This is a genomic window from Rhizobium sp. NZLR1 (genome assembly GCF_017357385.1).
Classification (GTDB): Bacteria; Pseudomonadota; Alphaproteobacteria; order Rhizobiales; family Rhizobiaceae; genus Rhizobium.
On sequence record NZ_CP071632.1, the window covers coordinates 2,082,022 to 2,096,616 of the forward strand.

The 14,595-nt window shown below is 58.7% G+C and carries 14 protein-coding genes and 1 pseudogene; 6 read left to right on the forward strand and 9 right to left on the reverse strand.

Annotation, left to right across the window (positions count from 1 at the left end):
* The first annotated feature begins 245 nt into the window (after positions 1-245).
* The 3 genes and pseudogenes from J3O30_RS10415 to J3O30_RS10425 form a co-directional block, all read left to right on the forward strand.
* Entirely contained in the window at positions 246-821 is a 576-nt protein-coding gene (locus tag J3O30_RS10415) for an AAA family ATPase (protein WP_207584059.1), read from the forward strand.
* 120 nt (positions 822-941) lie between these two features.
* A complete protein-coding gene (locus tag J3O30_RS10420) occupies positions 942-1,535 on the forward strand; it encodes a shikimate kinase (RefSeq protein WP_207584060.1) in 594 nt (197 codons plus the stop codon).
* A gap of 73 nt (positions 1,536-1,608) precedes the next feature.
* A pseudogene (locus tag J3O30_RS10425) lies at positions 1,609-1,725 on the forward strand (ATP-binding protein); the annotation flags it as partial.
* Between the two features lie 129 nt (positions 1,726-1,854).
* Here J3O30_RS10425 and J3O30_RS10430 read toward each other — a convergent pair.
* Positions 1,855-3,915 carry a choice-of-anchor Q domain-containing protein gene (locus J3O30_RS10430; RefSeq protein ID WP_207584061.1) on the reverse strand — a complete coding sequence of 687 codons (2,061 nt, stop codon included), beginning with the start codon at positions 3,913-3,915 and terminating at the stop codon, positions 1,855-1,857.
* A 589-nt stretch (positions 3,916-4,504) separates the two neighbouring features.
* On the opposite strand from J3O30_RS10430, the gene J3O30_RS33155 reads away from it, so the two are divergent.
* Complete coding sequence (locus J3O30_RS33155; protein ID WP_246762756.1) at positions 4,505-4,693, forward strand: adenylate/guanylate cyclase domain-containing protein; 189 nt, start codon at positions 4,505-4,507, stop codon at positions 4,691-4,693.
* Between the two features lie 287 nt (positions 4,694-4,980).
* On the opposite strand, the gene J3O30_RS10440 is transcribed toward J3O30_RS33155, so the two are convergent.
* Together J3O30_RS10440 and J3O30_RS10445 are read right to left on the reverse strand one after the other, a co-directional pair.
* Positions 4,981-5,292 carry a hypothetical protein gene (locus tag J3O30_RS10440; protein ID WP_207584062.1) on the reverse strand — a complete coding sequence of 104 codons (312 nt, stop codon included), beginning with the start codon at positions 5,290-5,292 and terminating at the stop codon, positions 4,981-4,983.
* Between the two features lie 207 nt (positions 5,293-5,499).
* On the reverse strand, positions 5,500-5,946 hold the full coding sequence (locus tag J3O30_RS10445; protein WP_207584063.1) for a DUF3597 domain-containing protein: 447 nt from the start codon (positions 5,944-5,946) through the stop codon (positions 5,500-5,502).
* Between the two features lie 602 nt (positions 5,947-6,548).
* Between J3O30_RS10445 and J3O30_RS10450 the strand changes: the two genes are divergently transcribed.
* Entirely contained in the window at positions 6,549-7,163 is a 615-nt protein-coding gene (locus tag J3O30_RS10450) for a hypothetical protein (RefSeq protein ID WP_207584064.1), read from the forward strand.
* A gap of 62 nt (positions 7,164-7,225) precedes the next feature.
* On the opposite strand, the gene J3O30_RS10455 is transcribed toward J3O30_RS10450, so the two are convergent.
* The 4 genes from J3O30_RS10455 to J3O30_RS10470 form a co-directional block, all read right to left on the reverse strand.
* Positions 7,226-7,999, reverse strand: coding sequence for an amino acid ABC transporter ATP-binding protein (locus tag J3O30_RS10455; protein ID WP_003579010.1), 774 nt, complete (start codon positions 7,997-7,999; stop codon positions 7,226-7,228).
* Positions 8,000-8,017: 18 nt separating this feature from the next.
* A complete protein-coding gene (locus J3O30_RS10460; protein WP_207584065.1) occupies positions 8,018-9,172 on the reverse strand; it encodes an amino acid ABC transporter permease in 1,155 nt (384 codons plus the stop codon).
* 1 nt (position 9,173) lies between these two features.
* A complete protein-coding gene (locus J3O30_RS10465) occupies positions 9,174-10,376 on the reverse strand; it encodes an amino acid ABC transporter permease (RefSeq protein WP_207584066.1) in 1,203 nt (400 codons plus the stop codon).
* Between the two features lie 102 nt (positions 10,377-10,478).
* Positions 10,479-11,504, reverse strand: coding sequence for an amino acid ABC transporter substrate-binding protein (locus tag J3O30_RS10470; RefSeq protein ID WP_207584067.1), 1,026 nt, complete (start codon positions 11,502-11,504; stop codon positions 10,479-10,481).
* A 357-nt stretch (positions 11,505-11,861) separates the two neighbouring features.
* Between J3O30_RS10470 and J3O30_RS10475 the strand changes: the two genes are divergently transcribed.
* On the forward strand, positions 11,862-13,052 hold the full coding sequence (locus J3O30_RS10475; RefSeq protein ID WP_207584068.1) for a cystathionine beta-lyase: 1,191 nt from the start codon (positions 11,862-11,864) through the stop codon (positions 13,050-13,052).
* A 33-nt stretch (positions 13,053-13,085) separates the two neighbouring features.
* On the opposite strand, the gene J3O30_RS10480 is transcribed toward J3O30_RS10475, so the two are convergent.
* Together J3O30_RS10480 and J3O30_RS10485 are read right to left on the reverse strand one after the other, a co-directional pair.
* Positions 13,086-14,240, reverse strand: coding sequence for an FAD-dependent monooxygenase (locus tag J3O30_RS10480; RefSeq protein ID WP_207584069.1), 1,155 nt, complete (start codon positions 14,238-14,240; stop codon positions 13,086-13,088).
* Positions 14,241-14,264: 24 nt separating this feature from the next.
* The gene (locus J3O30_RS10485) at positions 14,265-14,510 is read right to left on the reverse strand and encodes a zinc-finger domain-containing protein (protein ID WP_207584070.1); all 246 of its coding nucleotides are present in this window, start codon (positions 14,508-14,510) and stop codon (positions 14,265-14,267) included.
* Positions 14,511-14,595 lie beyond the last annotated feature (85 nt).

A 14,595-nucleotide genomic window follows, 5' to 3' on the forward strand; every position in this document is an offset into this window, starting at 1 on the left:
CTGCGCCGAAAGCGGAATCAATGCTCCGCAATTCTGAATAAGTCAACAAAATCAGCGACTTGGAAACGTAGTGAAACCATCGGAAACGATCCGCCCGCCTGCCAGGGACCTTCTAAGCAGGTTGTCGCAGGTTCGATTCCTGCAGGGGTCGCCACCATTTGACTGTCCATACCGAATTCACATTCAGTCGGAATGCCGTTCGCCAATAGACTGAATGGCTTCTGAAAACGACGGTGTCGCGAAACATGGGTATTCGCATAGTGCTGATAGGCTTCCCGGGAGTTGGGAAGCTGACCATTGCAAAAGAGTTGAGCGCAATCGTTTCGGCAAAGATTGTCGACAACCACTGGATCAATAATCCGATACTGCGCCTGCTGGATGAGGATGGAACGGCGGCGCTTCCAAACGGAGTATGGGAGTTCACAGGTCGAGTTCGGCAAGCCGTCCTTGACGCAATCACCGCTTATACGCCGTCCGCCAATTTCATTTTCACCCATGCCGGCCTTGCGGGTGACGAGAGAAGCCTTCGTACCTTTCGACAGATCGCCAATGCCGCTGAAGCGTGTGAGGCGGTTCTGGTGCCGGTGCGATTGCTTTGTGATGAAGAGGAATTGGCTCGCCGCGTTTCGAAACCAGAGCGACGCGACAAGTTGAAGTCCACCGACGTGGCAGCCTCAAGGCACCGCAGTCGGAGGGCTCGGGTTTTCGAGCCGCTCCATCTAAACACATTGACCCTCGACGTCACTTCCGCATCACCGGAAAAAACCGCCACCGTAATCCACGATCATATTTTGAAGGTTCTCGGCGACCTGTCAGCCTGAAAATTCCTTGGAGTGATTTTTTTGGCGCTACTCTCGTCGAGACGTTGAAGACGGGGAGGTGAGTCGTGCTGAAAGGCTATTACTGCTGGCTGGAATGGCGGCAATTGGAGGCTGAGGCCGATGGCGCAAATTCACATCGAGGTTCGCAGGCCGTGGCGGCCATGTGAGGCCATTTTCCTTCTAGGACCTGGCGGCGTCGGAAAATCCACCCTTGGCCGGCAACTCGCAGAGAAGCTCGGCTGCGGGCTTATCGACCTCGATCTGGAATTCTGCGAGCGTCTGGAGACAATCGGGACGTTCATTGCTTCCCACGGCTATGAGCGTTACCGCGCGGAAAACCTGGCGCTCGCGAAGCTTCCGGCGATGACAAATCCGGCGCCGCATATCTTTGTCACGCCGTCGGGATTCCTGGCCGCACAAGCAGGCACCTATGATTACGGCGAAGCCCGAAGATTGGTTTCCACCGGCTATGGCATCGTCTTGCTGCCGTCTTTGGACATTGAGGTCGCGACGGCGGTTGTTGTTGAACGCCAACTGAAACGAGGGTTTGGCTTTCAACATGCGACAGAAGATCGTAAGTTTAGGGAGCGCTTTCCCATATATCTCAAGGAAGGGAACGCGCTGGTGGCATCCATGGAGCGTCCGGCCGACGTAGCGGATGCTGTTATTCGCTCTATTGCCTTTTCCTCGGCAGTCGCCGGCTTGCAAGCCTGACGCCGCAAGCCGGCGCAATCTGTTTAGCACCCTGAAGAATTTTGATCAGCTTCGGAGTGGGCCGATGGCGTTTGGATCCGAGCACCTGACCAGCGCTCTGCTGGACCGCATCACCCGCCACGTCAACATCCTCGAGATGGACGGCGACAGCTATCGCCTCACGCAAAGCCAGGCCCGAAAGGCCGGCTGACACCCGTCGAAAAATCGCAGCGCGCGGATGAGACCGTCGCTCGGGCTACGCCCTCCCGACGGTCTCATCCGCGCGCCATTGTTAGCACGATTGTTGCGGCGATCGGACGACCGCCGCAACGGATATAAACTACAGGATTAGATCGCCTGCCCCCAGGTGGACGAGGCCCTTCAGATGAACCTCGAAGTCTTGAACGCCGTCGCCGTTCAGGTCGGCCTGGATAACGGTAACATCGCTCGCGGATCCAGCATGGTCTTCATAGTGCCAAGCGAGCGCGCCAGCCTTGTGGTCGAAAGTGGCATTCTCCTGCGCCTGGAAATGGAAGGTTCCATTGCCCGCCGCAGAGCCATTCGCATCTATCGCCGAGAGGTTGATCTTATCGACGCCGTGCTGGAAGTCGGTGATGATGTCGCTGTTCGTGCCGGACCCGGTTTCCGTCGGTGCCTTCAAGATAAACGTATCCGCGCCGGTGCCACCGGTCATGATGTCCTTTCCGGCACCACCAATGATGACGTCCGCGCCGGCGCCGCCGTCCAGCTTGTCCGCGCCAGCCCCGCCATTGAGAACGTTGCCGCCGTTATTGCCGCCGGTCAGTACGTCGTTGTCGCTGGAGCCAGTCAAGTTTTCGATGCTGACGATCTTGTCACCGGCGGCCTGGCCGCCCGATACCGCCTTAGTCGCCAAGTTGACGTTGACCGCGCCGGAGCCCGCATAGCTGGCCGTGTCGTTGCCGCTACCGCCGTCGAGCACGTCCGCGCCGGCCCCACCCTTCAACATGTCATTGCCGCCGAGACCCTTGAAGGTTTCGTTGCCAGCGTTGGACTGACCGGTGTGCGGCAGGGTGTCGTTGCCGTTGGTGCCGATGAATTCCTTCGTCGGCGTGGTCGGAGTTGTCGGTTGCGTCGGCGTTCCCGGTTGCGTCGGCGTAGTCGGCGTTCCCGGTTGCGTCGGCGTAGTCGGCGTTCCCGGCTGCGTCGGCGTGGTTGGCGTTCCCGGTGCCGAGCTGGAGCCCGATTCGTAGGCACCGATATCGACAGTTCCAACGATGCGAGCGTGGCCGTCCAGATCGACCGAGCCGACGCCGTACTTGCTGGTTCCGGCGTCGATCGCCGACGAGCCGGAGCCGAGGTGGAAGTTGTCGCTTGCTGCCCCCGCGAATTTCGGGTCGACGCCGAGCTTGTTGCCGCTCGCCGTGCTCGGCATCGCGTTGCCGCCGTCGGTCTTGACCGATGCCTGGCCGGCCGTGCCGTTGTAGGTGATGTTGTTGGCCCAGACGACGTTGCTGTTGGCGCCGCCGGTAGACGTGTTATCGATCGCAGTGTTGTTCTTGTTCACCGATGGGTCCGCAACGGCGATGTTGTTGACCCAGGTGTTGTTGTTCGACGCCGAGTTGCTGAGCTCGCCGCGCCAGGTGCCGGTGTTCGCCGAGTCCTGATTGTTGTGGTATGCGGTGTTGTTCTGCACCGTGACGGAGTCGCTCCAGGTAACCTGGACGCCTTTGCCGCCGTTATTGTAGACGAGGTTGTTGTCGACCAGGGTCTTGAATGTGTAGTTCGGATGACCGCTCGACTGCGTGCTCTGGAAATCGTCGATGATGATGCCGTTGCCATCGGTGTGCGCACCCGCCTTCGTGACGTTGTCGTGCGAGATATTGTTCCGCACGATCGTCCGGTAGCCGTCCGTCGAGGTATCGCCCGTAATGTTCCGGTTCTCGTAGATCGAGATGCCCGAGTACCAGCCCGACGACGCGTTATTGTAGGTCTCGTTCCCTTCGACGCGGATGAAGTCCGATTGGTTGAACTGAATGCCCGACTCCCCGCTGTCATGGACAGTATTGTTGAGGATTTGGATGTGGTGGACGTTGTTCGCTTCGATGCCGTCGCCGGTGCCGCCCTTGATGTCGAAGCCGTTGATGACCACGTAATTGCCGTTGACACTGATCCCGGTGTAGGAGCCCGCTGGTGGCCGGATTAGTGCTGCGCCGGGCACTTCCGAGCGAAGCGTGATGTTGCCTGCCGCCGAGCCGTCCTTGTCGATGTTAATGCTCTCGTTGTAGGTCCCGGGCTTCACCACGACCTCGTCGCCAGGCTTAAGGTTCGACGCCATCGCGTCGCTGATCGTACGGAAAGGAGAGGAGGTACTGCCGTTACCGCTGTTGCTGCCAGTCGTCGCTACGTAGTATGTTGTCATGGTCTTGTTCCTCAACCCCTGCCCGTTAATATTTTGGGTTAATCCAGCGTTACGGCGGCAGGTTATAGTGTGACAATTTTGAGGGTGCAACAGCAATGCGACAGTAAGTGCTTGAGAAGAATAGCCTTATTGCTGCCACATTATCTTAATCACTCCGATGTTACGTTTTGAAATATTTGCAGAATTTCGAGTCGCCCAAATTGGGGCAATATAAATGTCTCGCTTTCCGAGAATTATTCTTTCTGCAACTACAGCGACATGCGTCCATTGAAAACTTTAAGAAAACCTGATGGCGTGACTGGATTCCTCTCGCCAAAGGCGGAATCGACATTTTTTCTGAATTTAGCAATTTTTTGCAGTGTCACCCTGCTAATTGGTACTGATCGAGATGGTAATTGTGGGCGTGACCGTCGAATCGGCTGCATCTCGAACTTCACAATCAGCCCCCCATCAAACGGATCGGCGATAAGACAATGCCGTCGTTTTCTGAGCCCGATACAGCGATCCCCAGGTACTCGGACGCCGCTGCAGGCATGCCGCAAAGAACCGCCTACTACTCACTCGAGCGGGGCTAAACCACGGCCTAGTCATCCGCAGAGCAGCCGATCTCTTTGGAGCGACCGTCAACATTGCAGCACGAATCGCAGCGCTTGCATCACCCGGTCAATTGCTCGCCACTCAACCCATTGCCGAAGCGGCTGGCACGAGAGGGATCCGGGTGCGAGACCTCGGAACGGTGGCGCTTAGACCGGTGGCGGGGAAGTCCCTCTCTATATAATCGAGCTTGCTCCGTCGGCCGACCCGGCTTGGATCAATCCGGTGTGCAAGATCCATGCAGCATATTCATTTTATATAAGGGCCGCCCCGCAGGGTCCCTGGTTTGCTCGCCGCGTTGTAAAGAAGCATATCGACGGTCGCAGCAAACCTATGAGTTGCCCCTCGCGGCAGCGGCTCGATCTGGAAACGCATGGGATTTGTGGGCAGGCGTAGTCGATAAGACCCCCGCAATACGGTGGGGTTTATACCTTTGAATTTCTATCGCGGATCTGCGCTGCTCGGATCTTCTCAGCGATCCAAGAAATGCTCGAAGTAAACATGGGGAATGGGGTAAGCGTAGACGCCTCTATCGACGAAGCCGTGCCTGTAGAGGCAGTTTCTGAGCGCTGCGTTGTAAGGCAGGCTTTGTGGATCCGGCGAGCCGCGCCGCCATGAGCCTGCCTCCGGCACGCACCACCGAAGCACCTTGTCGTAGCGAGCCAGCAGGACCGGGTCGGTATCGACGCGAATGCCGCTGTAGGATTGATAGTTTGAAGGAGATTCCGCGGCAGAAATAAAACTCAAGCTAAGCGCAACGCCAACGACCGCCATCAATCTCATTGGATTTCATTCTCCCCTGATCGATAATCGAAGTAATCGAGAAGAACGTTATTGGTTCCAATGCCTTCGGGCAAGGGGACTCATCGGCGGTTGGCCCCGGCTTGCCGACGCTCCAAGAACAGGTGAGCATCCATCGCCAAGCGCCGGCGGTCGGATAGCCGCCGCCGCAACGTGGCGGCAGCTATCGGTCACTGATCAATCGAGGGATCAATCCAGGAGATCGGCCGGTACTTTGCCGCCATTTTCCGAAAGCCGCTTCATCAGCGCCTTGTGCAGCCACATATTCATTTTTGCGGAATCACCGCTGTCGCCGGTATAGCCAAGTTCGGTGGCAAGTTCCTTGCGCTCGGCCAGGCTTGCATCCATCCCGACGGCTTTCATCAAATCCACGATCGAGTGGCGCCAATCGAGTTTCTGGCCGCTCTTTTTCACGGCCGCATCGAGGATAGGGACGATATCGACTGTGGCTGTGGCGGGGGCTGTGGTTGAAGCCGGCTTGCTCTGAGCGGGAGAGGCGGCAGGTGCCGGACTGGGCGCTGCCGACGGCGAGACAGGAGCCTGCGCGGGCTGCGTCTTTGGCGCGCTTGATGCAACGGGTTCGGCTGCTTTCGCTTCTCCGAAGATTGCATGTTTGATCTTGTCGAAAATGCCCATTCTTGAACCTCCAGTTCCATTAGATGAGAACATGCTGAAACATGGACTTCCTGCCTGATATATCCAGACGGAAGCGAGTTATTTTTCGTCGCCTCAATCAATGGTGGAGAGTCCAGTTCTAAAGCGCGTCGCGATCTTTCGGATTCGCTGCTTGCGCTCTAGCTCTTTGTTTTTACGTATATCGTTGCCGCAAAACCGCTGCACACTTTTGCGCGACATGCTTTAAAGTGCAGCCGATCTGCAAAAGGCTGCGGATGAATCAATCGCCGCCAATCGCATCGAGAGCCGAGCTTTGCTTGCCGGCTCTGAAGGTTCCTTACGCAGCCGGGAAGGAAATACTCGGCCGTCGCTCTAGTCACGGCAAGACATGTTCGCTTTCGGCACAGTCGGGGTTGGTAATTCGTATTTCAATAACCGTGAAAGATCATTGCACGCCGCCGAGCCGACTTGCCGCGCCCTGTCGTGAAACATTCGTCATCCCTTCACGTTGCCTTGCCATGGATGTCCTGCAGGTTGCAGGCGTCCAGACGATCGAAGGTACGCGCGTTCCTCGATTTTCGGTTGCCGGGCAGATCGCTCGGCGAATGGAAACGGAGGAAAACATGACCCATAACCACAATAGACTATCCCTGGCGGTGCTTGCATCCACCTGCGCCCTGCTTGCCATGCCGGCAAGCGATGCACACGCTATCGACGTCGGCGTATCGGTGAATGCAGGCAATGCCGTCAGCGCCGACGTCGGGGCATCGCTTGGCGGCGGCAGCGGCGTCAGTGCCGATGCCAATGCTTCCGTCGGCGGTTCGAGGGGCGTCAATGCCGATGCGACCGCCAATGTCGGCGGCCGTAATGGTCTCGATGCGACCGCCAATGCCAGGCTCGGCGGCGGGCGCGGCGTCAATGCCGATCTCAATGCACGCATCGGCGGTTCCGATGGGCTTGATACCGAGACCACCGCCTCGGTCAGGCGCGGCCGCGGCGTTGATGCCGATCTTGCCGTCGGCAGGGCAGGCGGCAGCAACAGGTCCGCAGCTGGGGAGACCCTCAGTGCATCGCAGGCCCGCACTCTGGAGGCCTTCCTGGCAAGACCGGTCAATGAACAGCGCAAGATGCTGGTCCGTTGCGCTGATATTTCCTCCCCGGGCGGCGTTGCTTCAGGCGGCTCTGATTCCGGTCTTGCCGGCCTCTGTAGCCTGCTGCAGGCATCAGCCTCGCGCTGAACGTGAAAGACCCGCCAAACCGAAAGGCGAGGCGGGTCTTTGAAAAGTCTCAGCGCCTAAGCTTAATGCAGGATCTGGCTGAGGAACAGTTTGGTGCGTTCGTGCTGCGGATTGTCGAAGAACTCGGCCGGCGAATTCTGCTCGACGATCTGGCCCTGGTCCATGAAGATGACGCGGTTGGCGACCTGGCGGGCAAAGCCCATTTCATGGGTCACGCAGAGCATGGTCATGCCTTCCTCGGCAAGACCCACCATGGTGTCGAGCACTTCCTTGATCATTTCAGGATCGAGCGCCGAGGTCGGCTCGTCGAACAGCATGATCTTCGGGTTCATGCACAGCGACCTGGCGATTGCCACGCGCTGTTGCTGGCCGCCGGAAAGCTGTCCCGGATACTTGTTGGCCTGCTCGGGGATCTTGACGCGCTTCAGAAAGTGCATGGCGACCTCTTCCGCCTGCTTCTTCGGCATTTTGCGCACCCAGATCGGCGCCAAAGTGCAGTTTTCGAGGATCGTCAGGTGCGGGAAGAGGTTGAAGTGCTGGAACACCATGCCGACTTCGCGCCTGACCTCGTCGATCTTTTTCAGGTCGTTGGTGAGTTCTGTGCCGTCGACGATAATGCGGCCCTTCTGATGCTCTTCCAGGCGGTTGATGCAGCGGATCATCGTCGACTTGCCGGAACCCGACGGGCCGGCGATGACGATGCGCTCGCCGCGCATGACCTTGAGGTTGATGTCGCGCAGCACGTGGAAATCGCCGTACCACTTGTTCATATTGACGATATCGACCGCCACTTCCGTTGCGGAAACGGTGAGCTTTTTCGCTGGAGCTTCAGCCATGACTATTTTCCCTCATTCTTATCGTTTGTGGCCGGTATCGAGATGGCGTTCCATGAAGCCTGAATAGCGCGACATGCCGAAGCAGAACAGCCAGAAGACGAAGCCCGCGAAGATCAGACCCGTGATCGGCGTGACGGCGCTCGCCCAGTTGGCATCGGAGAAGTTCTGCTTGACGATACCGAGCAGATCGAACATGCCGATAATGGTGACCAGCGAAGTGTCTTTGAACGTTCCGATGAAGGTGTTCACGATGCTCGGGATCACCAGCTTGATGGCCTGCGGCATGATGATCAGCCGGGTCTTTTGCCAATAGCCGAGGCCAAGCGAATCTGCGCCTTCGAACTGTCCCTTGGGGATCGCCTGAAGGCCGCCGCGGATCACTTCCGCCATATAGGCAGACGTGAAAATTGAAACGCCGATCACCGCCCGCAGGAGTTTGTCCACGTTCCAGCCGGTTGGAAGGAAAAGCGGCAACATCACGCTTGCCATGAACAGAACGGTGATCAGCGGAACGCCTCGAATGACCTCGATGAAAGTAACGCAGAGCATGCGGATGACGGGCATCTTCGAGCGGCGTCCCAGCGCAAGCAGAATGCCGCAGGGTAAGGAAACGGCAATACCGACAAAGGACAGGACGAGCGTGACCATCAACCCGCCCCAGAGCGGAGTCTCCACCACTTCGAGGCCGTACCCCCCGTGAAGAAGCCAGAAGGCGATGATCGGCAGGGCGGCGAACAGAAGAATTGCGTTCAGGCCCTTGCGCGGTGCCGAAGGGATAAGCATCGGAACAAGAAGCAGAATGAAGAGGATCCCGACGATCGCCGGTCTCCAACGCTCACTGAGCGGATAGCGGCCGAAGATAAACTGGTCGTACTTGGCGCTGACGAAGGCCCAGCATGCGCCACTCCAGCCGTCAGGTTGGATGCCGCCCTGGACCGTCGTCGCGCAGAATGTGCGGTCCGGCCCGGACCATACGGCCTGGATGAACAGCCAGTTGACGAGATGCGGTACGGCCCATGCGATCAGCGCAAGAGCCAGGATCGTCAGGACCACGTCCTTCGGGGTAGCAAGGAGATTACGGCGTATCCAGGCGCCGGCGCCCCTTTCTCCGCGCGGAGGCGGTTCGGCGGCCAGGATTGACGTTCTGACGAAGGGTTTATCGGTGATCGACATTTTATCTCTCCACCAGTGCCATCTTGGCATTGAACCAATTCATGAACAGCGACGTGAGAATGCTCAAGCTGAGATAGACGATAGCCCAGATGCAAACGATCTCGATCGCTTGACCGCTCTGGTTGAGGATCGTGCCGCCGACGGCAACAAGATCCGAAAAGCCGATCGCGATGGCGAGTGAGGAGTTCTTGGTCAGGTTCAAATACTGGCTGGTCAGCGGCGGGATGATGATACGCAGTGCCTGCGGTACCACGACAAGTCTCGTCACGCTCGATGGATGCAGCCCCAGCGCGCCGGCTGCCTCGGATTGCCCCTTTGGAACGCCGCGAATGCCGCCGCGGACGATCTCGGCAATGAACGAGGCGGTATAAAAGGACAGAGCGAGAAACAGCGACATGAATTCGGGGCCGACGACGGAGCCGCCCGTCAGGTTGAACTTTCCAGCGACGGGAAAGTCGAAGCTTAGCGGAAAACCTGAGACAACGAAGACCAGCAATGTCAAGCCGACGATCAGCGCGATCGACACCCATACCGTGTGGAACGGCTGGCCGGTTGCCGCCTGGCGCTTATGAGCCCAGCGCGCCATGACGATGGCGACAACAATCCCGATCACCAGGGCGATCCCGACCGCAATCATGCCTGTCTCGAAGATCGGCTTCGGGAAGGCTAGTCCTCTGTTGTTGAGGAACATGCTGAATGGCAGACCCACCGACTCGCGCGGCTGTGGCAAGACGGAGAGTACGCCAAGATACCAGAAAAAGATGACGAGCAGCGGCGGAATGTTGCGGAAGATTTCGACATAGACCGTGCAGAGCTTGGCAATCAGCCAGTTGTGCGACAGCCGGCCGATCCCGATCAGGAAGCCAATGATGGTCGCCGTGAATATGCCGGTCACCGCCACCAGCAAGGTATTCAGAATGCCGACGACAAGTGCGCGCGCATAGGTCGAGTCGCTCGAAAAGCTGATCAGCGACTGGCCGATTTCGAAACCGGCGCGACCGCGAAGAAAGCCGAAGCCCGATGCTGTATTGCTGCGGGCAAGGTTTACGGCCGTGTTGTGGGCCACCCACCACACAAACGCCACGAGGACAACGATTGTCAGAACCTGGAAAAATATGCTCCGGTATTTCGGGTCGTACATTGCCGACCGGAAAGTCCAGCCGGTGCCATGCAAAGGTGTCGTATCCACAGCCCCATGCGTCATGCCGCGCCAATCCCCTTGTGCCCGTTTTCGGGCTTTCTTTTTGCTTTTTGGAAGATGGGAGGGCGGCTTGGCCGCCATCCCGGATTTTATGCCAGAGTTCGATTAACGAACCGGCGGCGCGTACTGGATGCCGCCCTTGTTCCAGAGAGCATTCAAACCGCGTGCGATCTTGAGCGGGCTACCCTGGCCGATGTTGCGCTCGAAGATTTCGCCATAGTTGCCGACGCCCTTGATGACGTTGTAGGCCCACTCATTGGTCAGGCCGAGATCGGTGCCGATCTTGGTATCGGCCTCGCTGCCGAGAAAGCGCTTGATGTCAGGGTTCGGCGAATTCTTCATCTCGTCGACATTTGCCTGGGTGATGCCGAACTCTTCGGCATTGATCAGCGCATAAGCCGTCCAGGAAACGATATCGAACCACTGATCGTCGCCCTGACGGACGGCCGGGCCAAGCGGCTCCTTCGAGATGATCTCAGGAAGAATGACATGTTCGTCGGGATTCTTCAGCGTCAGACGCAATGAATAGAGACCGGATTGGTCGGTCGTGTAAACGTCGCAACGACCGGAATCGTAAGCCGCGTTGACCTCAGGAAGATTTTCGAAGACGACCGGATTGTACTGCAGATTGTTCGTCTTGAAGTAATCGGCGAGGTTCAGTTCCGTGGTCGTGCCCGACTGCACGCAGATTGCAGCGCCGGAAAGTTCCAGCGCCGACTTCACGTTCAGGCTCTTGCGCACCATGAAGCCCTGACCGTCATAATAGGTGACAGGACGGAAATTGAAGCCGAGCGCTGTGTCGCGATTGATCGTCCAGGTCGTATTGCGCGAGAGAACGTCGATTTCGCCGGACTGCAGAGCCGTGAAGCGCTCCTTCGCATTTGTCGGCGTGTACTTGACCTTGGTGGGGTCGCCGAAGACGGCCGAAGCTACGGCCTTGCAGAAGTCGACGTCGAAGCCAGCCCAATTGCCGGAAGCGTCAGGTGCGGCAAAGCCGGTAAGGCCGGTATTGACACCGCACTGAACGAAACCTTTAGCCTTTACATCGGTGAGTGTCGTGGCCGAGGCAGCCGAGGCGCCAAGAGCGAAAACTGCTGCGCCAAGAGCGGCGGACAGAAGCTTGTTCTTCATTTTTCCCAACCTTTTCCGTTGTCTTATATTTTCTTGTGGGGGAGTTCCGGCGGAAAAACCTGCCGCCCCCATTGTCTCGACACCCTCCCGGCGCGAGTGCCCTATCACAGTCGCAAATGTCACCATGGTCAAGTGTCGCCATCAATAATTGCGGCAAAATTCGGAATTTTGGCAGATTGCGCCGCATTCGAGGGCGGTTGACTATGAAATAGGCGTCCGGTTGCGGAAAAATAACGCGAAATTCGGAAAATCCATCATCCCCGAGGGCGCCCGCAACCGGTCGTCAAGGGGTTGACCGGACACGGCGGGGCGTCCAAAAGTCTGGTTTCGTACCCCTCGCCAAAGGCTATTTACGAGATGAAAGACAAAGACAGCTTGCTGCAGAATGCCGGCATCAACACCCGCCTGACCCATATCGGCAACGACCCCTTCGACTATCACGGCTTCGTCAATCCGCCGGTCGTGCACGCCTCGACAGTCTTGTTCCCGAATGCGCGGACAATGGAGACGCGCGCGCAGAAATATACCTACGGAACGCGCGGCACCCCGACGACGGACGCACTCTGCGAAGCGATCGACGCACTCGAAGGCTCGGCCGGCACGATCCTCGTTCCCTCGGGTCTTGCGGCCGTCACCATTCCGTTCCTGGGTTTCGTCGCTGCCGGCGACCATGCGCTCGTCGTCGATTCGGTCTACGGACCGACGCGCCATTTCTGCGACACGATGTTGAAGCGTCTTGGCGTCGAGGTGGAATATTACGATCCGGCGATCGGCGCCGGCATCGAGGGCCTGTTCCGGCCGAACACCAAGCTCGTTCACACCGAAGCTCCCGGCTCCAACACCTTTGAGATGCAGGATATTCCGGCAATCTCGGTGGTTGCGCACCGCCACGGCGCCGTCGTCATGATGGACAATACCTGGGCGACGCCGCTCTATTTCCGACCGCTCGATCATGGCGTCGACATCTCAGTCCACGCATCGACGAAATATCCGTCCGGCCATTCCGATATCCTGCTCGGAACGGTGTCGGCCAATGCCGAACACTGGGAGCGGCTGAAGGAAGCAAACGGTGTGCTCGGCATCTGCGGCGCACCGGATGACGCCTACCAGATTCTGCGCGGATTGCGTACCATGGGCCTGCGCCTCGAGCGGCACTATGAAAGCGCGCTTGATATTGCAGAATGGCTGGAGGGCAGGGAGGGCGTCGCCCGCGTGCTGCATCCGGCCCTGCCGAGCTTTCCCTCTCACCATCTCTGGAAGCGCGATTTCAAGGGCGCCAGCGGCATCTTTTCCTTCGTGCTTGCCGCGGATGGTCCCGAGAAAGCTAGAGCAAAAGCGCATGCCTTCCTCGATGCGCTGAGGATTTTCGGTCTCGGCTATTCCTGGGGCGGCTATGAGAGCCTCGCTTTGCACGCCTATCTCAACGACCGCAAGGTCGCCAAGGCTCCGACCGACGGTGCGGTCATCCGCCTGCAGATCGGCATCGAGGATGTGGTTGACCTCAAGGCTGATATCGAACGGGGCTTTGCGGCGGCAAGCGCGGTCTGAGCGATACCGGGCGCTGGCCGGGCTTGCGGCGTTTTATGGTAGGCCCAGAGCGCGATAGCCGTAGATCCAGTCGAGATCCGCCGCCAGGCTTTGCGGCGGCTTGAGGCCGAGCACGAGATCGCGGCCGATCCGGATCGGCCCTTTCGCATGATAGGCAAACCGATTGAAGGCGCCGCGCTGGCGAAGCTTGGCAATGCGTGGCGCTCGATGTCTTTCGAAGAGCAATAGGGCCTCCGCCACCGGACGGTTGGAAAGAAATGCGGCAAGTTCGTAGGCGTCTTCGATCGCCATGGCCGCTCCCTGTGCGGCAAACGGCATCATCGCATGCGCGGCGTCGCCGATCAGCACAGTCTTGCGGCCATCCTGCCACGCACCAGCGCTGGTCTCGAACAGCGGCCAGAAGGTCAGCGTCCGGTGTTGTTCGAGCAGCGAGACGATCGCGGCGTTCCAGCCGGAAAAGCGGCTCCTGATCTGGGCACGCTGCTCGGCCGTCGGTTCGCTTTGCCAGGCCTGCGGTGCGCTATTGCCGGCGGTGATCGCCACCATGTTGAAGCTGCCGGTCTCCCTTAAGGGGTAACAGACGAGATGCGCCGAACCGCCGAGAAACGCCGAAACGCTTGTCCGGTCGAGGAAACCGGGCGCCGCATCCTCGGCAATGGTAAAGCGGTAGGCGATATTGCCGGAAAAGTGCGGTGAGGGGCTGCCCTGAACGGATTGCCGGAGCTTCGACCAGACGCCGTCGGCGCCGATGATGACATCGGCGTCGCGCTCGAAAGGCGGCAGCGTCGCGTCCATCCGGACTCCGAGGTGAAGCCGGCAGAGCGGATCGGTCTCGACCGCAGCGAGAAGCGCTTTCTGCAATGTGCTGCGATGCAGGACACCATAGGGAGCGCCCCAGCGTTGCCGCACGAATTTGCCTGCTGGCACCGCTGCGAGCTGGCGCAGCGAACTGCCGGATATTAGCCGGATTGCCTCAGGCTCGAGCCAGGCCTTCGACAGCCCTTCAAGGACACCGAGTTCGGCAAGGATGCGGGAGGCGTTCGGCGAAACCTGCAATCCGGCGCCGATGTCGGCAAGTTCGCCTGCCTGCTCGAAGATGTCAGAGCTGATGCCCCGGCGCGAAAGCGAAAGCGCAGCGGTCAGCCCTGATATCCCGGCGCCGATGATGGCAGCATGTTCGACCGGCATTATCCGTCCGATCCGTCTCGGCGGTTAGGCCGCCTTCACGTGGAAAACGCAGCCGGCCGGATTGGTCTGGCTGGACTTGAGCGCGGAATTGAAGCGATAGAGAGTCGAGCAGTAGGAACAGACCTTCTCGTTATCGTCACCCATGTCGATGAAGATATGCGGATGGTCGAACGGGGCCGAAGCGCCGGTGCACATGAATTCCTTGACGCCGACTTCGATAACCCGGTGACCGCCGTCGTTCTGGAAGTGGGGAATGTTGTGACCGGCCATATCGCTCTCCGAATGCTTTGAAATGTGCGCGGACCTTATAAGCCTTCGCCGCAAATGTGTAGAGCCAAAGCGCCGCGCCAGGCAC

Bases quoted from the DNA above. Each gene is read 5' to 3' on its own strand.
- J3O30_RS10420 (WP_207584060.1), top strand. From the start codon at position 942: ATGGCGCAAATTCACATCGAGGTTCGCAGGCCGTGGCGGCCATGTGAG.
- J3O30_RS10450 (WP_207584064.1), top strand. From the start codon at position 6,549: ATGACCCATAACCACAATAGACTATCCCTGGCGGTGCTTGCATCCACC.
- J3O30_RS10440 (WP_207584062.1), bottom strand. From the start codon at position 5,292: ATGAGATTGATGGCGGTCGTTGGCGTTGCGCTTAGCTTGAGTTTTATT.
- J3O30_RS10480 (WP_207584069.1), bottom strand. From the start codon at position 14,240: ATGCCGGTCGAACATGCTGCCATCATCGGCGCCGGGATATCAGGGCTG.
- J3O30_RS10475 (WP_207584068.1), top strand. From the start codon at position 11,862: ATGAAAGACAAAGACAGCTTGCTGCAGAATGCCGGCATCAACACCCGC.
- J3O30_RS10465 (WP_207584066.1), bottom strand. From the start codon at position 10,376: ATGACGCATGGGGCTGTGGATACGACACCTTTGCATGGCACCGGCTGG.
- J3O30_RS10455 (WP_003579010.1), bottom strand. From the start codon at position 7,999: ATGGCTGAAGCTCCAGCGAAAAAGCTCACCGTTTCCGCAACGGAAGTG.
- J3O30_RS10415 (WP_207584059.1), top strand. From the start codon at position 246: ATGGGTATTCGCATAGTGCTGATAGGCTTCCCGGGAGTTGGGAAGCTG.
- J3O30_RS10470 (WP_207584067.1), bottom strand. From the start codon at position 11,504: ATGAAGAACAAGCTTCTGTCCGCCGCTCTTGGCGCAGCAGTTTTCGCT.
- J3O30_RS10430 (WP_207584061.1), bottom strand. From the start codon at position 3,915: ATGACAACATACTACGTAGCGACGACTGGCAGCAACAGCGGTAACGGC.
- J3O30_RS10445 (WP_207584063.1), bottom strand. From the start codon at position 5,946: ATGGGCATTTTCGACAAGATCAAACATGCAATCTTCGGAGAAGCGAAA.
- J3O30_RS10460 (WP_207584065.1), bottom strand. From the start codon at position 9,172: ATGTCGATCACCGATAAACCCTTCGTCAGAACGTCAATCCTGGCCGCC.
- J3O30_RS10485 (WP_207584070.1), bottom strand. From the start codon at position 14,510: ATGGCCGGTCACAACATTCCCCACTTCCAGAACGACGGCGGTCACCGG.